At 64.8% G+C, this 20,385-nt stretch carries 18 protein-coding genes and 1 pseudogene; 5 read left to right on the top strand and 14 right to left on the bottom strand.

The window, feature by feature from the left end:
* Positions 1 to 333: 333 nt before the first annotated feature.
* From LHU53_RS14435 to LHU53_RS14425, 3 genes are read right to left on the bottom strand one after another with little or no spacing between them, the layout of a single operon-like run.
* Positions 334 to 1,569, bottom strand: a complete 1,236-nt coding sequence (locus LHU53_RS14435) for an efflux RND transporter periplasmic adaptor subunit (RefSeq protein WP_227333361.1) — start codon at positions 1,567 to 1,569, stop codon at positions 334 to 336.
* Entirely contained in the window at positions 1,566 to 3,935 is a 2,370-nt protein-coding gene (locus LHU53_RS14430; protein ID WP_227333360.1) for an ABC transporter permease, read from the bottom strand. Before LHU53_RS14430 ends, LHU53_RS14435 begins: the two co-directional genes overlap by 4 nt.
* A gap of 3 nt (positions 3,936 to 3,938) precedes the next feature.
* Positions 3,939 to 4,676 carry an ABC transporter ATP-binding protein gene (locus LHU53_RS14425; protein ID WP_227333359.1) on the bottom strand — a complete coding sequence of 246 codons (738 nt, stop codon included), beginning with the start codon at positions 4,674 to 4,676 and terminating at the stop codon, positions 3,939 to 3,941.
* A gap of 279 nt (positions 4,677 to 4,955) precedes the next feature.
* Here LHU53_RS14425 and LHU53_RS14420 point away from each other — a divergent pair, with 279 nt between their 5' ends.
* On the top strand, positions 4,956 to 6,281 hold the full coding sequence (locus LHU53_RS14420) for an HD-GYP domain-containing protein (protein WP_227333358.1): 1,326 nt from the start codon (positions 4,956 to 4,958) through the stop codon (positions 6,279 to 6,281).
* Complete coding sequence (locus LHU53_RS14415; protein ID WP_227333357.1) at positions 6,281 to 8,659, top strand: PAS domain-containing hybrid sensor histidine kinase/response regulator; 2,379 nt, start codon at positions 6,281 to 6,283, stop codon at positions 8,657 to 8,659. Before LHU53_RS14420 ends, LHU53_RS14415 begins: the two co-directional genes overlap by 1 nt.
* On the opposite strand, the gene LHU53_RS14410 is transcribed toward LHU53_RS14415, so the two are convergent.
* The 6 genes from LHU53_RS14410 to LHU53_RS14385 form a co-directional block, all read right to left on the bottom strand.
* Positions 8,637 to 10,028 carry a sodium-dependent transporter gene (locus tag LHU53_RS14410; RefSeq protein ID WP_227333356.1) on the bottom strand — a complete coding sequence of 464 codons (1,392 nt, stop codon included), beginning with the start codon at positions 10,026 to 10,028 and terminating at the stop codon, positions 8,637 to 8,639. The two genes, LHU53_RS14415 and LHU53_RS14410, sit on opposite strands and share 23 nt — an antisense overlap.
* Before the next feature lie 113 nt (positions 10,029 to 10,141).
* Positions 10,142 to 10,594: a hypothetical protein gene (locus tag LHU53_RS14405; RefSeq protein ID WP_227333355.1), complete on the bottom strand. Its 453-nt coding sequence runs from the start codon at positions 10,592 to 10,594 to the stop codon at positions 10,142 to 10,144.
* 94 nt (positions 10,595 to 10,688) lie between these two features.
* Positions 10,689 to 12,050 (bottom strand): ATP-binding protein, encoded by a 1,362-nt coding sequence (locus tag LHU53_RS14400; RefSeq protein ID WP_227333354.1) that lies wholly within the window; start codon positions 12,048 to 12,050, stop codon positions 10,689 to 10,691.
* Entirely contained in the window at positions 12,047 to 12,718 is a 672-nt protein-coding gene (locus LHU53_RS14395) for a response regulator transcription factor (RefSeq protein WP_227333353.1), read from the bottom strand. The genes LHU53_RS14400 and LHU53_RS14395 overlap by 4 nt, the downstream gene beginning before the upstream one ends.
* A 22-nt stretch (positions 12,719 to 12,740) precedes the next feature.
* Entirely contained in the window at positions 12,741 to 12,977 is a 237-nt protein-coding gene (locus tag LHU53_RS14390; protein ID WP_227333352.1) for a PepSY domain-containing protein, read from the bottom strand.
* Between the two features lie 124 nt (positions 12,978 to 13,101).
* On the bottom strand, positions 13,102 to 13,764 hold the full coding sequence (locus LHU53_RS14385; protein ID WP_227333376.1) for a DsbA family oxidoreductase: 663 nt from the start codon (positions 13,762 to 13,764) through the stop codon (positions 13,102 to 13,104).
* Positions 13,765 to 13,800: 36 nt separating this feature from the next.
* On the opposite strand from LHU53_RS14385, the pseudogene LHU53_RS14380 reads away from it, so the two are divergent.
* Positions 13,801 to 14,088, top strand: a pseudogene (locus LHU53_RS14380) (gfo/Idh/MocA family oxidoreductase); the annotation flags it as partial.
* A gap of 61 nt (positions 14,089 to 14,149) precedes the next feature.
* Here the strand turns inward: LHU53_RS14380 and LHU53_RS14375 are convergent.
* From LHU53_RS14375 to LHU53_RS14365, 3 genes are all read right to left on the bottom strand, one after another.
* A complete protein-coding gene (locus tag LHU53_RS14375; RefSeq protein ID WP_227333351.1) occupies positions 14,150 to 14,785 on the bottom strand; it encodes a hemolysin III family protein in 636 nt (211 codons plus the stop codon).
* Between the two features lie 40 nt (positions 14,786 to 14,825).
* Positions 14,826 to 15,254 (bottom strand): organic hydroperoxide resistance protein, encoded by a 429-nt coding sequence (locus LHU53_RS14370; protein ID WP_227333350.1) that lies wholly within the window; start codon positions 15,252 to 15,254, stop codon positions 14,826 to 14,828.
* A 63-nt stretch (positions 15,255 to 15,317) separates the two neighbouring features.
* Positions 15,318 to 16,298, bottom strand: a complete 981-nt coding sequence (locus LHU53_RS14365; protein ID WP_227333349.1) for an aldo/keto reductase — start codon at positions 16,296 to 16,298, stop codon at positions 15,318 to 15,320.
* 151 nt (positions 16,299 to 16,449) lie between these two features.
* On the opposite strand from LHU53_RS14365, the gene LHU53_RS14360 reads away from it, so the two are divergent.
* Together LHU53_RS14360 and LHU53_RS14355 are read left to right on the top strand one after the other, a co-directional pair.
* Positions 16,450 to 16,662, top strand: coding sequence for a hypothetical protein (locus LHU53_RS14360; RefSeq protein ID WP_227333348.1), 213 nt, complete (start codon positions 16,450 to 16,452; stop codon positions 16,660 to 16,662).
* A 76-nt stretch (positions 16,663 to 16,738) separates the two neighbouring features.
* The gene (locus LHU53_RS14355) at positions 16,739 to 17,725 is read left to right on the top strand and encodes an MDR family oxidoreductase (protein WP_227333347.1); all 987 of its coding nucleotides are present in this window, start codon (positions 16,739 to 16,741) and stop codon (positions 17,723 to 17,725) included.
* A gap of 22 nt (positions 17,726 to 17,747) precedes the next feature.
* Here LHU53_RS14355 and LHU53_RS14350 read toward each other — a convergent pair whose 3' ends face one another.
* Both LHU53_RS14350 and LHU53_RS14345 read right to left on the bottom strand, forming a co-directional pair.
* Positions 17,748 to 18,464, bottom strand: coding sequence for a GntR family transcriptional regulator (locus LHU53_RS14350; RefSeq protein WP_227333346.1), 717 nt, complete (start codon positions 18,462 to 18,464; stop codon positions 17,748 to 17,750).
* 14 nt (positions 18,465 to 18,478) lie between these two features.
* Entirely contained in the window at positions 18,479 to 20,179 is a 1,701-nt protein-coding gene (locus LHU53_RS14345; RefSeq protein ID WP_227333345.1) for a sigma-54-dependent Fis family transcriptional regulator, read from the bottom strand.
* Positions 20,180 to 20,385 lie beyond the last annotated feature (206 nt).

Below are 20,385 nucleotides of genomic sequence, written 5' to 3'. Positions count from 1 at the left end.
TAGTCCTTGTGCGGTGCAAATCCACAGAACCGACGCTCACAAAAAAATCAAATGGAAACAATAGGTTAGAACCGTATGATGGAGATTAGTGCGGTCTCACGTCATTTGATACATTCGCAAGTAGATCAATTTTTCTACTCTCCGAAGCCAAGGGTCGTGGGTTCGATCCCCGCCAGCCGCACCAGTCACAGCGCCGAGGCCATTCAACCAGATGGCCGCGCAGACCTTGCCGAGCCCGTCTCAAGGGCCTCCTGTAGCCCCCACCAGCCCCCATGACTTGGGATGAACATTTCTGATGAGCCAGTGGTCAGCGTTCTGAAAACTGCGCGGATATCAAGGCACATCAACTTTCTTGGCCTGCGAAGCCACACGTACCGCCTGCCCATCGGTCACCAGACTGCCGGGGTACAACACCACCTGCTCCCCTTCGCGCAACCCATCCTTGAGCCAGGCCACCTCGGCATTTCTGTCGTGCAATAACACCGGCCTGGCGCGGGCGTGGCCAGCGGTGACGACCAACACGCGCCATTGCGCGCCGTCGCGCACCAGCGCGGCCGTGGGCACCAGCAGGGCGTTGGGCTGGGACAACACGGTGATGCGGGCATCCACCCGGTAGCCGTCGCCCAGCTGCGCGGCGCTGGACGGCGGCAGGTCCACCACCACATTCACGCGTTGCTCCTCGATGCCCAGCGCCGATACCTTGGTGAACGCCACCGGCTCGACCCGGGTGACCTGGCCCGCCATGGCGGGCGCGCCGCCGCCGGGTGACAACTGCACGGGCGCGCCGGGCCGGATGCGGGCCACCTCGCCCGACAACACGTCGATCACCGCTTCCATGGCCGCGGTGTTGCCGATTTCCAGCAGCGGCTGCCCGGCTGTGACGGTCACGGCGCTGTCCTGGTACAGCTTGAGCACCTGACCGTCCACCGGGCTGGTGAGGTGCCAGCGCCCGCTGGCCTGGCCTGCGGCGGTGGGTTCGGCGCGGGCCAGCGCGGCACGGGCTTCGGCCAGGGCGTGGTCGGCCACACCTTGTTCGGCCTGTGCGGCGCTGAGCGCCTGCTGGGTGGCCTGGCGGGCCAGCGTGGCCTGATCGCGGGCGGCGGCGGAAATGAAGTTGTCTTGTGCCAGTTGGCTGGCGCGATCGGCCTCCAGGGTGGCGCGTGCCAGCTCGGTGCGGGCGCGTTGCACCTGGGCGGCGGCGGCGTGGCGGGCGGCATCGGCACTGCCGACGCGTTGCTGCAACACACTGCGGGTGCGGGCGTCGATCATCTGCGGCGCGGCGGGCTCCAGGGTCACCAGCAGGTCACCGGCTTTCACCACATCACCCACCTTGAGGCTTGGGCGCAGCAGCGCCGCCTGGGTGGGTGCGGCCACGATGTAGCGGGTTGTGACGCGCAGGCGGCCATCTTCTTCGATGGCCTGCTCAAAGGTGCCGATGCGCACGGTGGCTACCTCCACCGGCAGCGGGCGCGGGCGGTAGACGGCCACCAGCAACGCGGCCGCTGCGGCCAGCGCTAGCGCGCCGACCAGCCAGCGCCGGGATTTTTTGACAGGGGTTTTCTCGTTCATTCGCGTACTTTCAAAACAGCCACCAGGTCCAGCCGGTCGATCTGGCGGCGCACCAGCAACGCGCTGGCGATGCCTGCCGCCAGCACAATCAGCCCGGCCGAGGCGTAGGTGGACGGCTCGATCACGACCGAAAAATCAATCGCATCAGACGACATCAACTGCATCATCAGCGTGGCCAGCAGCCAGCCCAACACGGCGCCCACCGGCAACGCCAGCAGTAACTCGGCGCCGAGCTCGGCCAGCAGCAAAATCGACACCTCGGCGCGGGTCATGCCCAGCACCCGCAGGCTGGCCAGCTCCCAGGCGCGCTCGGACAGCGAAATCCGCGCCGCGTTGTAGATGATGCCCACCGCCATCGCCACAGCAAACAGCGTCAGGATGCCGCTGAAGACACCCATGTTGCGCGAGGTGGTTTTGTTGAAGTTGGCCATGGAACCGGCTTTGTCAAACACCGCATTGATCAGTGGCGCCGCTTTCACGGCGGCCCAGAAGGGGTCCATGGCCTGCGGGTCCACCTGCAACACCGCGTCGGCCACACCATCGCCATCGCGCGCCAGGGCGTTCATGGTCTCCAGGTTCATGTACAGCAGTTTGCCAAACAGGGTGTGGACGATGTCGACCACCTCGACCTCGGTGTGCACCTGGCGCCACAGGCGGAACTCCAGCGCCAGATGGTCCCCCACCCGCGCATCGAGCGCGCGCGCCAGCAGCGCCGACAGCACCACGCCGTGGCTGGGCATGGGCACCGCGCCGCGTTGCTCGTCCACCACCCGCATCAGCTGGGCGTCCGTGCGGTAGCCGGTCAGCGCCGTGTCTTCGCTGCGGCCACGCAGGTGCAAGCGCACCGGCTCGGTGCGGTAGGGCTCGGCGGCCATCACGCCGGGCAGACGCTTCAAATCCTGCACCACACTGAGCGGCACCGGGCGCTGGAAGTTGACCAGCACATCGCCCTGCTGCACCTGGCGGAACTGCACATCCACGATGTGGGCGATGGCATCCAGCCAGAACGCGCCTGAGATTTGCAACGCCACCGCCAGCGCAATACCGGTCACGGTCAGGGCGGCGCGCAGCGGGCGGCGCTCGAAGTTGCGGATCACCATCATGGCGCCGGTGCTGACCCGGTGGCCCAGGCCGAGCCGCTCGATCAGCGTGGGCTTGAAGCTGGGCGGCGCTGGCGGCAACATGGCTAGCGCGGGTTTGAGCCGCACCACGGCATGGATGGCGGTCCAGGTACCCAATGCCGCGGCGCTGGCGGCGATCAGCACCGAGGTGACAACCAGCCACGGGTTGGTGCCATAGGCCAGGCCGTTGAAACGAAACACCTCGTCATACAGCCCCAGCATGGCACGACCGATCAGCTCACTCACGCCCAGACCTACCAAGACACCCAGCCCGGCAATCACCAGCGCCAGCTGGATGTAGTGCCAGGCAATGGCGCCGTCGCTGTAGCCCAGCGCCTTGAGCGCGGCAATCTGGCTGCGCTGGGTGGCCACCTGGCGGCTCAGCACCACATTCAGGATGAACATGGCCACCGCCAGAAAAATAGACGGCAGCACCGTGCCCATCACCTTGAGTGAGGCCAGTTCGTCTTCCACAATCTTGGCCGACAACAGCTTGTCGCGCCCGGTCGCACCAATGGCCCCATACGGTGCCAGCAGGTGATCCACACCGGCGATCACCGGCTGCACCGCGGCGCCGGTGTCCAGCCGAAGTGCCAGCTGGTTGAACGCGCCCTGCATGTCAAAGGCTTCCAGCATGCGCTCTGCATCAACCCACCAGATGCCAAACGACTGGTCATCCGGCGCACCGCCCTGCGAGGCAAACACGTATTCGGGCGACGCCACCGTGCCGACCAGCAACAGGCGTTCGCGTTTGCCGTTCAGGATGGCAAACACGCTGTCGCCGGGATTCAGCTGGCGCGCCGCCGCAAAACGGTCGCTGACCATGGCTTCCAACACGCTGCCCGCCTCTGGCCAGCGCCCGCGTTTCAGGGTCAGCGCGTTCATGCCCTGGCGGTTGGCGTGCAACTGCGCCAGTGCCACCCCGATGAAGCGCCCGGTCACCGGCGGCGCCACGCCGGGCAGGTCCACCTGGGCGTCAAACACCACATCGAGCTTGACCTCGGCCACACCGGGCAAGGCGGCCAGGCGCTCACGCAGGTGGACCGGGGCACGTTTGACGCTGGCAAACACATCGGCCAGCCGGTTGTCGCGGTAAAAGTCATCACGCGAGCCCTGCAGCGAGGCATGCACCGAGAACATGCCGACAAACCCGGCCACCCCGATCGCCACCACCAGCGCAATCGTGGCCATCTGGGCCCGCAGCCGGGTCAGGTCGCGCCAGAGTTTGATGTGGAGGGCTTTCATGGTTTACCAGGCCAGGCTGGCGGCCGCGACTTTGTGTGGGTTGGCGCGCTCTTCCACAATGCGACCATCGGCCAGGCGCAGCACCCGGTCGGCCATCTCGGCAATGGGCGCGTTGTGGGTGATGACCACGGTGGTGGTGCCCAGCGTGTGGTTCACCTGCTCAATGGCCTGCAGCACCATCACGCCGGTGGCGCAATCGAGCGCGCCGGTGGGCTCATCACACAGCAACACGGCGGGGTTTTTGGCAATCGCCCGGGCAATCGCCACGCGTTGCTGCTCACCGCCCGAGAGTTGCGAGACAAAGTGGTTCATGCGTTCACCCAGGCCCACCAGTGCCAGCGCGTCTTCAGGGCGCATTGGGTCCGTGGCCAGGTCGGTCACCAGCGCCACGTTTTCACGCGCGGTCAGGCTGGGGATCAGGTTGTAGAACTGGAACACAAAGCCCACATGCTCGCGCCGGTAACGTGTCAGCTCGGCATCGCCGGCGCCAATGAGTTCGTGCGTCTGGCCCGCATGGGTCCAGCAGGCCGAGCCGCTGGTGGCGCTGTCCAGGCCGCCCAGAATATTGAGCAGGGTCGACTTGCCGCTGCCGGAGGCCCCCAGCAGCACCACAAATTCACCTTGCACGATGTCCAGGTTCACCCCGCGCAAGGCGTGCACGGCGGTGTCGCCCGCGCCATACACCTTGGTCAGGCCACGGGCGCTGAAAACCGGTGCGGGGAGTGTGGGTGGGGTGTCCATCTCGGTCGGCTCAAGAGGAAGTCTGAGCTTACGCCGAAACGCTGCGGCGCAACAGTGGGGCTGGCCACGTACCGGCCGGTCAAAGCGATTACCCCGCGCAACATCACACCCACGCTGGCGCAGCCAGGTCTGCGGGAGATGGCTGACATGAGGGCCTTGCCTGGAGGCCTCGCGTGCATTTTTGTCCGCCCCTGCCTTGCAGGATGCCACGCCTCCTAAAATGCCAGCTCTTCCCAGTTCAGGAAACGACCACTTCGGCGACGGGCTCAACTCTTTTGCATGGCTTCCGACGACTCTCCACACGTCTTTCTAACCGCAGATCAACTGCGTGTCGGCGTTTTTGTCCTGCTGGATTTGCCCTGGTTTCAACACGACTTTGCGCTCAACAGTTTCAAGATCCGCACGGATGATCAGCTGCGCGAACTGCGCGCCCTGAAGCTGGCGCGCTACCGCTTCGACCCCGCCCGCAGCGACCCGCTGCCCGGGCTCACGCCCCTGAACGACGACCTGGCAGGCAGAGCGTTGGACCCCGGTCTGGCGCCGGGCGCCGCGCCAGCCCAGCTGGCCGATCCGAGGGATGCGGAGGCCATGGACAAGCGCCAGCGCATGGTGAGGGTCCAACAGCGCCGTGTCGCCATTGCGCAGGTGGAAAAAGCTTTTGCCAAGGCCGCCACCGTCATGAAGAGCCTGAGCCGCAACATTTACGCCCGTCCCCAGGAAACGCTGGACGAACTCGGCGCGCTGGTGCAAGACATGGTGACCGCCTTTCTGGACAGCCCCGATGCCACCTTGCACGTGATGAGCGACAAGTGTGGTGGCGAAGATGTGTATTTCCACAGCCTGAACGTCACCATCCTGGCCATGATGCTGGCCAAAGGCCTGAACCTGAGCCCCGAGGTGGCGCGCGAGATGGGCATCGGTGCGATGCTGCACGACCTGGGCCTGAACGACATTCCCGATCGCATTGCCAGAAAACCCGCCAGCGAATCCACCACGGCCGAGCGCAATTTGCGCGCCACCCACATTGATCTGGGTGTCGCGCTGGGCCGCCGCGTCGGGCTGTCGGCGCAGGCGCTGGCGGTGGTGGCGCAGCACCATGAATGCGATGACGGCACCGGCTACCCGCTGGGCCTGAAGGGCCCCGAGATGAGTCTGGCCGCCAAAGTGGTGGCGCTGGTCAATTTTTACGACAACCTGTGCAACCCGCCCGATATCCACCGCGCCATGACGCCGCACGAAGCGCTGTCGTACATGTTTGCGCAATGCCGCAGCAAATTTGACGCCCAGGCCCTGCCATTGCTCATCCGCAGTCTGGGGGTGCACCCGCCGGGCTCGATCCTGCTGCTGTCGGACCAGTCGCTGGCGGTGGTGACCTCGGTCAACCCGGGCAAACCGCTGCGTCCCTGGGTGCTGGTGTATGACGCCAGCATCCCGAAAGACGAGGCCATCACGCTCAACCTGGCGTATGAGCCGCACCTGAGCATCATCAAATCGATCCGGCCCGGCCAGTTGTCACCCAGCGTGAGTGCCTATCTGAACCCGCGAAAACGCACGACCTACTTCTTTGACGCAGGCGGCCCCGAAGAACCCACCGGAGCACGCTGATGCCCATGGAGAACTTGCTGCTGGATGTGTCGAGTGAAATGTTGATGCTGCTGGATGCGCGCTCGATGCGCATCCTCAGCGCCAACCAGGCCGCGCACGATCAACTGCACTATCCCGCCGGCACCCTGGTGGGCTGCGCCATGAGCGACATCGAGTGCGCCATCTCCGACCTGTTTTTCTGGGATGAGCTGCGCGCCAGCGCGGGTCCCCTGGACGCCACGGGCAGCTACCGCCGCCTGGATGGGGCGATCATCGAGATACGCAAACACGTCCGCCCATCGGGCCCGCAGGCTGAGTTTTATGCGGTGCGGGCCCGGCCGATGCGCGGCACGCCACGCTTCGAGCCGGAAAACACCGACCTCGGGCTGCACCTGGCGGCCACGCTGGAGGCCACCGAAGACGCGCTGGTGCTGACCAACAACGACGGCGACATCCTGAACATGAACCGGCGGTTTGCCGAGTTGTGGCCACTGCCGCAGGCGCTGCTGGAGGCGCGTGATGACCAGGGCATCGTGGCATTCCTCAACAGCTTGTTGCGGGGTGACACGGGCCAAGCCCACCCGCCCACCATGCTCAGCCAGGTGATTGGTCTGCAGGCCGAGCCGGTGGGTGACACCTTCGAGACCTTGACGCTGCATGACAGCCGGGTGATTGAATGTTTTTCACATCCGGCGCGCAACTGCGACCGCACCATCGGCCGGGTGTTTTGTTTCCGTGACGTGACCGAGCGCATCCAGTACGAGACTTCGCTGAAGGAAGCGCGCGACAAGGCCGAGCTGGCGATGCGCGGCAAGGCGCAATTTCTGGCCAACATGAGCCACGAAATCCGCACCCCCATGAACGCCATTCTGGGCATGCTCAAACTGCTGCAGGGGACCGACCTGAACGCCCGGCAAAACGATTACACCAGCAAGGCCCAGGGGGCGGCGCAGTCGCTGATGGGGCTGATCAACGGCATCCTGGACTTCTCCAAAATCGACGCAGGCAAGATGACGCTGGAGCTGCAGCCCTTCAAGCTGGACCTGCTGCTGCAGGACCTGTCGGTCATCCTGTCGTCCACGCTGGGCAAAAAGCCGCTGGACGTGCTCTACGACATCGACCCCACCCTGCCGGCCTACCTGGTGGGTGATGCGCTGCGGCTGCAGCAGGTGCTGCTCAACATCAGCGGCAACGCCATCAAGTTCACCGAGCAGGGCGGGGTGGTGTTGCAGATCCGGGTCATGGCGCGCACGGCCCAGCAGACCACGCTGCGCTTTGCGGTCAAAGACACGGGCATCGGCTTGACGGCCGAGCAGCAAGCCTGCATCTTTGAAGACTTTTCCCAGGCCGAGGCCTCGACCACCCGCCGCTACGGCGGCACCGGGCTGGGCCTGTCCATCAGCAAGCGTCTGGTGACGCTGATGGGTGGCGAGCTGCAGCTTGACAGCGTACCCGGCCAGGGCAGCACCTTTTATTTCTCCCTGACCCTGGCCAACGCCCCGGTCACCGAGCCAGCGGGCCCCGGCCAGACGCCACGCCAGCCCGAGGTGCTGGATGTGCTGGTGGTGGACGACAACCCGGTGGCGCGCGATGTGCTGGCCACCATCGCCCAGTCACAGGGCTGGCAGGTGGCCACCGCTGCGTCCGGGCCACAGGCGCTGGATCGCGTGGCCACGCGGGCAGCACGCGGGCAGGCACCGTTTCAGGCCGTCTTCATCGACTGGGAAATGCCTGGCATGGACGGCTGGGAGACCCTTGCGCGCCTGCGCCAGATCATGGCAGGCGGCCCGCTGCCCACGCTGGTGATGGTCACCCGGCACGACCGCAACGCCCTGGCGCTGCGCACTGAGGCGGAACAGGCCAGCCTGCAGGCCTACCTGATCAAGCCCTTCACGCCGTCGGTGTTGGTCCAGGCCGTCACCCAGGCCCGGCTGGGTTGCGGCAATTTGCGCGCGCACAGCCGACCCACGGCGCAAACAACCGGTCGCTTGCAGGGCATGCGGCTCTTGGTGGTGGAAGACAACCTGATCAACCAGCAAGTGGCACGCGAACTGCTGCAAGGCCAGGGGGCGTTGGTGACGCTGGCCGACAACGGCGCCTGTGGCGTGCAAGCGGTGGCCGAGGCCCAAAACAACCTGCCGTTTGACGCGGTGCTGATGGACATCCAGATGCCGGTGATGGACGGTTTTGCCGCCACCCGCGCCATCCGCCAGGATGTGGGTCTGAGCCAATTGCCGGTGATTGCCATGACGGCCAATGCCATGGCCAGCGACCGCGACGCGTGCCTGGCTGCGGGCATGAACGACCACGTTGGCAAACCGTTTGACCTGCAGCACCTGGTCAGGTTGCTGCTGGAGATCACGGGCTTTGATCCGGCTAAAAAACCTTCAGGCCCTTGAGCATCACCATCAGGATCAGCGCGGGCGACACATAACGCAGCAGGAAAAACACCGCCCGGGCCACCCGGTGGTTGTGTAATTGACCGTGGTTGGTCAAGGACCGGCTGAACTTCTCGAAGCCCCACACCCAGCCGACAAACAGCGCGATGAAAATGCCGCCGACGGGCAGGAGGATGTTGGACGACACAAAGTCAAACAGGTCAAACGGCGTCATCCCGGCCAGTTTGAAGTCGGCCAGTGTGCTGTTGCTCAGGGCGCTGGTCGACCCCAACAGCACCAGCAGCCCCATGGTCAGCAGCGTGGCCTTCGGGCGCGACCAGCCCATGCGCTCATGCAGAATGGCCACCGGCACCTCCATCAGCGACAACATGGCCCCGGTGGCGGCGATGGACGCCAGCACAAAAAAGACCACCATCAGCGCTTGCCCCATCGGAATCTGCGAAAACACCGCCGGAATGGTGATGAAAACCAGCGCGGGCCCGGCCGTGGGCGCAAACCCGAAGGTGAACACCGCCGGAAAAATGGCGATGCCCGCCAGCATCGAGATGCACACATCCGCCGCCATGACCCGCACCGTGGTGAGCGGGATGTTCTGGTCGTCCCGGAAATAGCTGCCGTAGGTCATCATGGTGCCCATGCCGATCGACAGCTTGAAAAATGCCAACCCCATCGCGGTCAGCACCACCGAGGCGGTGATCTTGCTGAAGTCAGGCTGAAACAGAAACGCCAGACCTTGCACCGCCTTGTCCAGGGACAGGCTGACCGCGCACAGCAGCACCAGCAGCAGCAACAAGATCGGCATGAGCTTCTTGGTGATGGCCTCGATGCCTTTGGTCACCCCCAGCAGCAAAATGCCGCCAATAAACGCCAGTACACCCCACTGCCACAGCAGCGACTGCAGCGGGTCGCTGATCAGCGCGCCAAACGCGGCCTCGGTCACCTGCGGGTCGCTGCTCAGGATGGCGCCGCTGGCGGCCTTGACCACGTAGGCAAACACCCAGGCGACCACTTCGGAATAGAACGACAGGATCAGAAAAGCGGCCAGCATGCCCGCCACCCCCATCAGCCACCACGGCTGGCCTTTGGGCGCCAGGGTTTGCAAGGTGGTGATAGGGTTGGCCTTGCCTGCGCGCCCCAGCGAAATCTCGGCCATCATCACCGGCAGCGCCACCAGCACCGTGGCCAGCACATACACCAGCAAGAAGCCCGCCCCGCCATTGGCACCGGTCAGGTACGGGAATTTCCAGATGTTGCCCAAGCCCACGGCGGAGCCGAGGGTGGCTGCCAGCACGCCAAAGCTGCTGGTGAAACCGGCGCGCGCCAGTGCCGGTGTGAGCCGCGTTGCGGCTGTGGTGTCATTTTTTGCCATGTTTTCTGTGCTCTGTGCAGGCGGTTTGATACGCCGCGATTGTCGCGTGCGCCAAGCCTTCGCCACAGGGCCTTGTTGGCCGTCAGCGCATCAGGTGGGCCCCGTCGCGGTGGTCAGCGGCGGTGGGGGCTGTCCGGCAGGCGATCAAAGCGGTTGCGGATGCCGTCGCCATCACGGTCACGGTCGTAGCGGTTCACAACGCCATCGCGGTCCCGATCACCATAGGGGCCATAGAGCCGTGCCTGCTGCCACTGGCCGCGCTGGTGGCCCGCGTCGTACATGTTGGGAATGCCATCCCGGTCCCGGTCGCCATACGGGCCGCGGCTCTGCCAATTCTGCCCGCTGTAGTGTCGGCCCTGGTCAAAGTGCCGGTTGTAGTGCGGGGCGGGGGCGAAGTAGGCCCTGGGTGTCACATACACCGGTGCGCTCTGCACATACACGCCGGGCACCTGCACGCCGACAGAGAAAGTCACATCGCTGCGGGCCTGTGCCGATGAGGCTGCTGCGAGCGCGCCCAGGGCAATGGCGACGGTTGCAAGCGATGGGAGGGTGATGCGAGGTTTCATGAAAACTCCTTGAGGGTAAGTGTGGCCCCCATCTTGCGCGTGCCGGACTGAACGCAAGCTGAACCGATGCATGAAAGTTGGTCGGCGGCCGGGCTTAAGCGCGCGGCAACACGATGTCGACTTGCGCCCCGCCCGCAGGCGTCTTGGCCAAGCTCAACTCACCGTGGTAGCTGGCCACCAGGTCATGCACCACTGACAGCCCGATGCCGTGCCCGGGCACCGATTCGTCCAGGCGCACGCCGCGCGCCAGTTTGGCTTGCGGGTCGGCAAAACCAGGGCCGTCGTCCGTGACGCGGATGGTCAGGCCGTGCGCGTCAAGCCACAGGCGCACGCCCACCTCGTGCCTGGCCCATTTGGCAGCGTTGTCGAGCACATTGCCCAGCATCTCAAACGCGTCACCCTCGTCAAGACGCCAGGCCAAATCCGGCGGGCAGACCACCGAAAACGCCAAGTTCTTGTCCTGATAGACCTTGGCCAGGGTGTCGCAAACCCTTTGCAATACGGGTGCCAGCACCAGGTTGGGCGCAAAGCGGTTGGCGCCGCGGGCACCGGCCCGGCCCAGCTGATGCCGCACGATGTCGTCCATGCGGCTGACCTGCTGCGCCACGGAGGCGGATAACTCAGCAGGTTCAGCCAGGGCGGCCCGCATCGCCGCCAGCGGCGTTTTCAGGCTGTGGGCCAGGTCGGCCAGCGCGTCCTGGTAGCGGGTTTGGCGCGCCTGTTGCTGGTCAATCAGCAGGTTGAGGTTGTGGCTGAGTCCGGCCAATTCGCTGGGGTAGCGGCCTTCGACCCGGGTTTGTGCGCCGGTCTCGATGTGCTGGATTTCGCGCGCCATGTGCCGCAACGGTGCCAGGCCCCAGCGCAACAGCACAGTCTGGGTGAGCAGCAGCAGCAGACCTGTGGCGCCCAGCCAGCTCCACAGGGTGCGCTGGAAGGTTGCCATCTCCTGAGCCAATTCGGCCGTGTCCTCCAGCACTGCAAAAGCCAGGTGCGTCACCTGGTCATTTACCGCCCAGGTGACCGCGTAGGTGGCGGCCAGAAAGGCCCGGCCCGACGCGGCGGCGTCACCGCCAGGCGCCTGAGCCGCTGCCACCGTGTCAAAGCGCCATTGGCCCGTGGCCTGGCTGCGCTGAAACGGTGCCTGGACCCCCGCCGTGGACGACGACTGCCAGGTCTCGCCGCTGCCCAGGTTGTGGATGCTGGCATACAGCCCCGAGCCCGGCAAGGACAAACGGGGCTCTGCCAACGAAGGCGGCATGACCAGACGGCCCGCGCCATCCAGCTCCGCTGCCGCCATCAACACGTAGACGGTGGTTTGCAGCCGGGCAAATCGTTGCGCCCGGATGCTGTCAGCAAAAGCCTGTTGCACCGCCCAGCCCGCCAGGGCCAGAAAAGCCAACAACACCAAAAAAGCGCCCCAGGTCAGGCGGGTGCGGATGGACAGTGGCACCTTCACAGCAGCACAAAGCGGTAACCGCGACCGCGCAGCGTTTCAATCGGCGCCAAGCTGCCCTCGGGGTCGAGTTTGCGCCGCAGTCGCCCGATCAGCACCTCCAGCACATTGCTGTCGCGGTCTTCATCGTGCGGGTACAGGTAGTCCGACAGCTCCTGTTTGCTCACCACCCGGGCGCGCTCGCGCACCAGGTAGGCCAGCACCCGGTATTCAAAGGTGGTCAGGTCCAGCGGTTGGCCGTTGAGTTTGGCGGCTTGGGCCGAGAAGTCGATCTCTAGCGAACCGAAGGTGAGTACATGGGAGCTGGCTTTCAGGGCGCGCCGCAGCAGCGCCTTGACGCGGGCGGCCAGCTCGGGGTAGTCGAATGGCTTGACCAGGTAGTCGTCAGCCCCGGTCTCCAGCCCCTTGACCTTGTCCTGCCAGCTGCCGCGTGCAGTCAGGATCAGGATCGGCAACGTCCGGCCCTCGGCGCGCAGGGTCTGCACCACCGTGAGCCCGTTGATCTTGGGCAGCCCCAAGTCGACGATGACCAGGTCAACAGGGTACTCGCGCGCTTGAAACAGGCCGTCTTCACCGTCGGCTGCGGTGTCGACCCGGTAACCATCGGCCTCCAGCTGGCGTTTGACACCGAGGCGCAACACGGCGTCGTCTTCAATCAACAACAGGCGCATGTGCGGGGCCGTGGCGGGTGCGTTACATCGTGCGACCGCTGGCCACATCGACCAGGATCACCCTGACCTCGCCCCGTGGCGTGAGCACTTTCACCCGCCAGACCGCGCGCCCGCCCTGTTCAGCCCGGTCCACCGCCAGCACACGACCGCCGCTGCTTCTCTGCGCGGTGGCTGCGGCGTCATCGCGGCTGACATCGGCCCAGGCGGGCAGGGTCAGCGTCATCAGCAGCGCGGTGGTCAGGGCGGTCAGGAATTTCATGGCGGGGTCAGGGTTGGGTCAGGGCTGGCGGCAATGGTACTGCGGCAGTTTGCGCGTGATGGCATGAACCCAGGCTGAACAGATCCGCGACCGGTACCCGGAAACGCGCCTTGGCGAGCCTGGTTCAGGGGTCCTGCTGCGCTGCCAGCTGGCGCAAGGCCTGCTCAAACACCTCCGGTGGCTGGCCGCCGGAGATCAGATGTTTGTCATTGAGGATGACTGCGGGCACCGAGTGGATGCCGTGGCTGGTGTAGAACCGCTCCGTCTCGCGCACTTCCGCAGCATAGGCATCGCCCGCCAGGACCGCTTGGGCGCGCACCGGGTCCAGCCCGACTTGTGCCGCCTTCTGCAACAGCACCGCATGCGAGGCCGGGCTCAGTCCGTCCGTGAAATAGGCTGAAAACAGCGCCAGCTTGAGCGCCTGTTGTGAACCCGGCGGTCCTTCCAATCCCGCCCAGTGCAGCAGGCGGTGCGCATCAAAGGTGTTGTAGATCCGGTCACGTTTGCCGATGCCAAACTCAAAACCCAAAGCCGCACCGCGCGCGCGGATGGCCTCCCGGGTTTGTTGCAGCTGCTCGGGTGTGGCGCCGTATTTCTGGCTCAGGTGTTCGTTGATCTCCTCGCCCTCGGGCGGCATGTCCGGGTTGAGCTCAAAGGGTTGAAAGTGGATCGTGGCCTGCACGTCACCGTGTAGCCGCTGCAGCGCGATGTCCAGCGATTTCAGGCCAATCACACACCAGGGGCAGGAGACGTCCGAGACAAAGTCAATTTTGATGGGGGTGGTTATGGGCGCAGGTTTAACACAAGTGGCGTCGTCGGCGCCGGGCGCACGCTTGACGATGACGTCAACCTCTTGCTGCGCCTGCGCGGAGGGGTGCGCGCTGTGCTGGTGGCTTCGCAAATCTGTGTGCCTTCCGGGCACCCCGAGGGGTTTATTGAGGCGTTTGCCAACATCTATCTGGGGGTGGCCGCTGACATCCGGGCCAGGCTGGACGGTAACCAGGCCCCCACGGCGGACTACCCGCTGGTCGAAGACGGCGCCCGTGGGGTGCGTTTCATTGACAGGGTGCTTGAATCCGCCCGCACCCAAGAGAAGTGGACCACCTGCTGAGCGGGTGCAGGCCCCCATCCATGTGACGGGGCGTTCAGGCGGCAACGCGCGGCAGCGATGATCAGGCCGCGTAGTGCTGCACGGCCACAAAGTGGCAGACCGTGCCCATCGCCACAAAACCATGCCAGACGGTGTGTGCGTAGCGCATCCGTGCATCAAAGACAAAGAAAATGACCCCCACCGTGTAGGCGACACCGCCTGCCACCAGCCACATCACGCCCGGCAGGGGCACACGCTCCAGCAAAGGCACCGCAGCGACCACCACCAGCCAGCCCATGGCGAGGTACAGGCCGGTGGACAGCCAGGGGTGCGACAGCCGGTCCAGCGCCTTCAGCGTGATGCCGATGGCAGCCAGCAGCCACACCACGCCAAACAGGCTCCAGCCCCAGGCGCCACTCAGGGCGCCCAAGGCAAACGGCGTGTACGTGCCCGCAATGAACAGGTAGATGGCGCCGTGGTCAAGTTTGCAAAAAACACGCTTGGCGCGCCCGGCGGGCAGGGCGTGGTACAGCGTTGATGCCAGATACAACAGCACCATGGTGGCGCCAAACACCAGGGTGCCGACAAAACTGGCCACACTCTGGTGGCGAGCCGACATCACCAGAAAAGGCACACTGACCACCGCGCCCACCAGCGCCACCCCATGGCTGACGCTGTTGGCGATTTCTTCACCCAGGGATTGCGGACGGTGGGTCATGCCAAACACAGCGCGGGGGTGATCGCCTGCCCTGGTGTGTTCACGCCACGGTCAGCGTCACCTCGATGTTGCCGCGCGTCGCATTGGAGTAGGGGCAGACGATGTGCGCCTGGTTGACCAGGTCCATCGCCTGATCGTGCGCCATGCCCGGAATGCTGACGACCAACTGCACTTCAATGCCGAACCCGGCCGGAATCGGGCCAATGCCCACGGTGGCATCGATGCGGGTGTCGGCTGGCAGCGTGATTTTTTGTTTGCCTGCGACAAACTTCATGGCACCGATGAAACAGGCACTGTAGCCGGCGGCAAACAGCTGCTCGGGGTTGACGCCGCCGCCCGCACCGCCCATTTCTGTGGGGACGGCCAGTTTCAGGTCCAGCAGACCGTCGGAGCTTCGGGTGGTACCGTCTCGTCCGCCGGTGGATGTGGCGTGGGCTTGATAGACAACTTTTTCGAGTTTGGTGGTCATGGTGCGTTTCTCCAAGTGGGCTGCGACAGTGCAGCGGGTGATAAAAAGAGGCAATCGGCCCGGTCAATGTGCCAGGGCAGCGGTGATGTCGTCGATGCGCGCCAGCACCTGCGGCGTGAGCTTGGGCAAAACCGCCAGCGCGCCCAGGTTCTCGGTCAGTTGCGACAATTTTGACGCGCCGGTGATAACGGTGCTGACACGCGGATTCTTGGCCGCCCAGGCAATCGCCAGCTGGCTCAAGCTGCACCCCAGGTCAGCCGCCACCGCGTCCAGTTGCGCCACGGCAGCGTTCTTGGCGGCATCCGTCAGGCCATCGACCAGAAACCCCATGCCCTGCAGCGCACCCCGGCTGCCAGCCGGAATACCGCTACGGTATTTGCCGGTCAGTAAACCGCTGGCCAGCGGGCTCCAGGTGGTCAGGCCCAACCCGATGTCGTCATAAAGCCGGGCGTACTCTTTCTCCACCCGCTGGCGGTGAAACAGGTGGTACTGCGGTTGCTCCATCACCGGCTTGTGCAGGTGGTGTTTGTCCGCGATGTCCCAGGCAGCTTGAATCTCTTGCGCCGACCACTCGCTGGTGCCCCAGTACAAGGCTTTGCCACGGGTGATCATGTCGCTCATCGCCCAGACGGTTTCTTCAAGGGGCGTGTGCGGGTCGGGGCGGTGGCAATACACCAGGTCAACAAAATCCAGCCCCAGGCGTTGCAGGGAGCCGTCGATGGCCTGGCTCAGGTATTTGCGGTTCAACGTGTCTTTTTTGTTGGCCGTCGGGCCGTCTTGGTGCAGGCCCCAGAAGAACTTGGTCGAGACGATGTAGTCGAGCCGGGGCCACTTCAGCGCTTTGAGCGCCTCGCCCATGACGGTTTCGCTTTGGCCACCTGCGTACACCTCGGCGTTGTCAAAAAAATTGATACCGGCATCAAAAGCGGCAGCCATCATGTCCCGGGCGGCGCTCACATCCACCTGGTTGTGGTAGGTCACCCAGGAGCCCAGCGAGAGTTCGCTCACCTGCAGGCCGCTGCGGCCAAGACGTCGGTATTGCATGGCATGTCCTTGTGATTTTTTGAAAAGTGGTCAAAGGCTAACAGAGCGGCAGTCGCATTGCGATGACCATGGGATTCACGCAATCCAGACAGGGCGGTGCGGCATTTTTGCCAGCAAGGACGCGTGTCGGCGGGCACTGTATGCTCGCTGTATGAAATCCATCAACAAATGTCACCATTGCGGTGCCACCAGCTACAAACCTGTCATCAAGCGCGATGAGCAAGGTGTCATGAACAGGTCTGGCCTCAACCGTTGCACCGGTTGTGGGCTGGAATTCGAGGCCATTGACGAATGGCGAAAGGGCGTTGCCAGCCACCGGGTAGCGGATGGGGCGAACCTCAGCCCCAAGCCTGTTCCGACCTGAACCTCGCCGGACCCACCTCGCCGGGATGGGCATGACCCATGCCACATCGACACATTTCAACCCTCAAGGAGACAGCATGTTCAAAGGCATCCTCATCACCCAAGGCGACGCTGGCTACCAGGCCGAACTTCAGATGATCGACGAGGCGGTGCTGCCAGAGGGCGACGTGCGGGTGCAGGTGGCCTGGTCGACCCTCAATTACAAGGACGCCCTGGCCATCACCGGCAAGTCGCCCGTGGTGCGCCGGTTCCCGATGGTTCCGGGCATTGATTTCGCCGGCACCGTCACCGACAGCACCCATCCGGCCTGGAAGGCGGGCGACCAAGTCATCCTCAACGGCTGGGGCGTGGGTGAAACCCACTGTGGTGGCCTGGCCCAGGTGGCGCGGGTCAAGGGCGACTGGCTGGTGCCGTTGCCCGCCGCCTTCACCGAACGCCAGGCGATGGCGATTGGCACCGCCGGTTACACCGCCATGTTGTGCGTGCTGGCGCTGGAGCGTCACGGCATCGCGCCGACCGATGGCGAGGTGCTGGTCACCGGTGCCAGCGGTGGCGTGGGCAGTGTCGCCATCGCTTTGCTGGCCCAACTGGGCTATACCGTGGTGGCCTCGACCGGGCGCCTGGCGGAATCAGACTACCTCAAGGCGCTGGGCGCCAGCCAGGTGATCGACCGCAGCGCGCTGTCGGCGCCGGGCAAACCCATCGGCAAGGAGCGCTGGGCCGGCGTGATTGACACGGTGGGCAGCCACACCCTGGCCAATGCCTGCGCCACCACCAAGTACCGTGGCGCCGTGGCCGCGTGCGGGCTGGCCGGTGGCATGGATTTCCCGGCCTCGGTGGCGCCGTTTATCCTGCGCGGCGTCACGCTGTATGGCATTGACAGTGTCATGGCACCGTTGGCGTTGCGTCTGCAAGCCTGGCAACGCCTGGCACGCGACCTGGACGTGGCCAAACTGGAGGCCATGACGCGTGACATCGGCCTCGCTCAAGCCATCGATGTGGCCGCTGCGTTGCTGCAGGGGCAGGTGCGCGGGCGTGTGGTGGTGGACGTGGCGGGCGGCTGAGTCGGCCACCGCGGCCACGACGTTATGCGTTTTGCCGTTTGACAATGTCGTGTGTCATGCGCACGTGGGCTTCCAGTGCCAGCGCGGCGCGGGCTTCCTGGCGGTTGATGGCGGCCTGAAAAATGGTGTCGTGTTCTTCGTGGACACGCCGTTCAACCGCATGCGCGGCGGTCAGGCGCCAGTTGATCTTGCGGTAGCGCTCGCCGTGGCGGTACAAAATCGACAGCATGTACTTGGTCCACGGTGAATCGTGCGCGGCAATCAGCGCGTCGTGAAACGCCTTGTTGCGCGCCTCCCATTGCAAGGGTTCGATGTCCTCGATCTGGGTTTCGGTCTGGGTTTCGGTCTGGGTCAGCAAATCGTAGCTGGCTCTCAGGCGCGCCTCCCAGGCGGCGTCGCCGTGGCGGATGGACTGGCGCAGCGCCTCGGTTTCCAGCATCACCCGGGTGTTGGTCACGTCTTCGAGGTCCGTGAGTGAAATCGGCGCCACCCGAAAACCGCGCTGGCCTTCGGCGCTGACCAGCGCGTCCGACACCAGCAGCGAGAGCGCCTCGCGCAGCGTGCTGGCGCCCACCTGGTACTGGTCTTTGAGGTGCTCCACCCGCAGTTTTTCGCCGGGGGCGAGCTTGCCGTTGATCACATCGCTGCGCAGGCTCAGGTAGGCGCGCTCGGCCAGGGTGCGCGGGGTGGTGATGTCGGTGTCGACATGGCTGGCAGTCGGTTGTTTCAGGTCAGGCATGGTGGGGCGTCCTGTCAATCAAGGGGGGTGGCACCGGTGGCGGGGCCGGGGTCGCGCTCCAGGCTGCGTTTTTGCCGGTAGGCCAGCTGGGCGCGGCTCAGGCCCAGCAAGCGCGCTGCCTGCGACAGGTTGCCACCTGCGCGAGCCACGGCGTGGTTGAGTACCCGCGCCTCGATGTCGTCCAGCGAGCTGCCGCTGTCCAGAATGCGCGCACTCAGGTCGTCGTCGCTGGGGCTGGGCAGCTCGGCCAGTTGGCCGTGGGCGTTCAGGCTGGTTTGTTTGGCGTCCATCAGGTGCGGGAAAAGATGTTCGACTTCAATCATCCCGCCCTGGCTTGCAAGAATCACACCGCGTTCGACCAGGTTTTCCAGTTCACGCACGTTGCCCGGCCAGTCGTGCTGCTCCAGCGCTTGCAGGGCGCGTTCGGCAAAGCCGCTGATGCGTTTGTCGTGTAACGCGCCAAAGCGCGTCAGCATGGCCTGCGCCAGCAGGGTGATGTCGGCCACACGCTGGCGCAGCGGCGGCAGGCAGATCGGGTACACATTGAGCCGGTACCACAGGTCCTGGCGAAAGCGGCCCTCGCGCACGGCTTTTTCCAGGTCCACGTTGGTGGCGGCAATCAGCCGCACATTGACCCGGCGCGTGACCTCGGCGCCCACCCGCTCGACCTCGCCTTCCTGCAGCACGCGCAGCAGTTTGGCTTGCGCAGGCAGGGGCATTTCACCCACTTCGTCGAGCAGCAGGGTGCCGCCGTGGGCGCGCTCAAAACGTCCGGCACGCGCAGCGTGGGCACCGGTGTAGGCGCCTTTTTCCACGCCAAACAGCTCGGCTTCGATCAGTTCGGCGGGCAGGGCGGCGCAGTTGACGGCCACAAAGGGCGCACCGTTGCGCGGCGACAGCTCATGCAGGGCGCGGGCAAAACGCTCTTTGCCCACGCCGGTTTCGCCGGTCAGCAGCACCGTGACCTGGGTTTTGGCGGCTTTTTCCATCAGCGTGTAGGCCTTGCGAAAGGCGCTGGACTGGCCGATCAGTTGCCCACTCTGGGGTTCGGGTGCGATGCTGGACTTGAGCGCCTCCACCTGCGACTGCAGCGCCGCCAGCTTCTCCATCAGCGAGTCGTCGGTGAAATACATGCGGTGCGCTTCGCCATCGGGCCATTCGTCAATCGGGCGCCCGACGATGTGGCAGTGGTCGTCGCCACAGGCGGCACACAGGGTTTCCTTGAACAGGATCAGCTTGCCCATGAAAGCGCTGGTGTAGCCGCTGGCATAACCCAGCAGCACCCAGCAGACCGGGTGCTCCACCTGACCAAAATGGCGCCGGTGGGCGTAGGCCTCCCAGGAGTTGTCCCAGCGGAAATCGCCATCAAACTGACCTGCCGCCACATCGATGTTGAGCTTGACCGGCGTGACACGCGCCGCGCCTTCCAGCATGTGCAACTGCGGGCCGACCAAAAACCGGCTCTCCAGCGACTCGTTGGGCCGTTGCTTGATGGCGTATTCGGCATCGCTCAGGCCGCATGCGTAGCCCATGCGCGTCAGCAGGCGCCGGGCGTGGTCCGCCCCCACCGAGGTGATCAGGTCCTGGCGCAGCGCCGCCAAGGCCGCCGTGTGCATCAGCACCATGCGCCGGTCGCCCAGCCAAATCGTGCCGCTGTCGGGTTCAAAGCGCAACAGGCGTCGCAAATCGAGGTCGGAAGGGTATTTGACGTTCATGGGCGGATCACTGGGTCGTGGAGCAGGCATTGTCTCGATATTTCGAGATTCACGCCGAGGCGCGTTGGCAGCCCCGTCATCTTTCTCGATTTGCTCATTTGATGAATTTTAGGTACAGAGGCTTGCTTAAATCGGCAAATTCTCGAATTTGGCGGCACTTTTGACGTTCGGGTAAACCCGAACAGCGTCGAATCCATGCCAATTTT

The organism is Rhodoferax sp. U2-2l, assembly GCF_020594515.1.
Taxonomy (GTDB): Bacteria; Pseudomonadota; Gammaproteobacteria; order Burkholderiales; family Burkholderiaceae_C; genus Rhodoferax.
Note: the sequence above shows the minus strand (reverse complement) of the source record. Positions and strands in the feature narration are given on the sequence as shown.

Bases quoted from the DNA above. Each gene is read 5' to 3' on its own strand.
- LHU53_RS14375 (WP_227333351.1), bottom strand. From the start codon at position 14,785: ATGACCCACCGTCCGCAATCCCTGGGTGAAGAAATCGCCAACAGCGTC.
- LHU53_RS14360 (WP_227333348.1), top strand. From the start codon at position 16,450: ATGAAATCCATCAACAAATGTCACCATTGCGGTGCCACCAGCTACAAA.
- LHU53_RS14420 (WP_227333358.1), top strand. From the start codon at position 4,956: ATGGCTTCCGACGACTCTCCACACGTCTTTCTAACCGCAGATCAACTG.
- LHU53_RS14350 (WP_227333346.1), bottom strand. From the start codon at position 18,464: ATGCCTGACCTGAAACAACCGACTGCCAGCCATGTCGACACCGACATC.
- LHU53_RS14365 (WP_227333349.1), bottom strand. From the start codon at position 16,298: ATGCAATACCGACGTCTTGGCCGCAGCGGCCTGCAGGTGAGCGAACTC.
- LHU53_RS14405 (WP_227333355.1), bottom strand. From the start codon at position 10,594: ATGAAACCTCGCATCACCCTCCCATCGCTTGCAACCGTCGCCATTGCC.
- LHU53_RS14430 (WP_227333360.1), bottom strand. From the start codon at position 3,935: ATGAAAGCCCTCCACATCAAACTCTGGCGCGACCTGACCCGGCTGCGG.
- LHU53_RS14425 (WP_227333359.1), bottom strand. From the start codon at position 4,676: ATGGACACCCCACCCACACTCCCCGCACCGGTTTTCAGCGCCCGTGGC.
- LHU53_RS14370 (WP_227333350.1), bottom strand. From the start codon at position 15,254: ATGACCACCAAACTCGAAAAAGTTGTCTATCAAGCCCACGCCACATCC.
- LHU53_RS14435 (WP_227333361.1), bottom strand. From the start codon at position 1,569: ATGAACGAGAAAACCCCTGTCAAAAAATCCCGGCGCTGGCTGGTCGGC.
- LHU53_RS14345 (WP_227333345.1), bottom strand. From the start codon at position 20,179: ATGAACGTCAAATACCCTTCCGACCTCGATTTGCGACGCCTGTTGCGC.
- LHU53_RS14410 (WP_227333356.1), bottom strand. From the start codon at position 10,028: ATGGCAAAAAATGACACCACAGCCGCAACGCGGCTCACACCGGCACTG.
- LHU53_RS14390 (WP_227333352.1), bottom strand. From the start codon at position 12,977: ATGAAATTCCTGACCGCCCTGACCACCGCGCTGCTGATGACGCTGACC.
- LHU53_RS14355 (WP_227333347.1), top strand. From the start codon at position 16,739: ATGTTCAAAGGCATCCTCATCACCCAAGGCGACGCTGGCTACCAGGCC.
- LHU53_RS14395 (WP_227333353.1), bottom strand. From the start codon at position 12,718: ATGCGCCTGTTGTTGATTGAAGACGACGCCGTGTTGCGCCTCGGTGTC.
- LHU53_RS14415 (WP_227333357.1), top strand. From the start codon at position 6,281: ATGCCCATGGAGAACTTGCTGCTGGATGTGTCGAGTGAAATGTTGATG.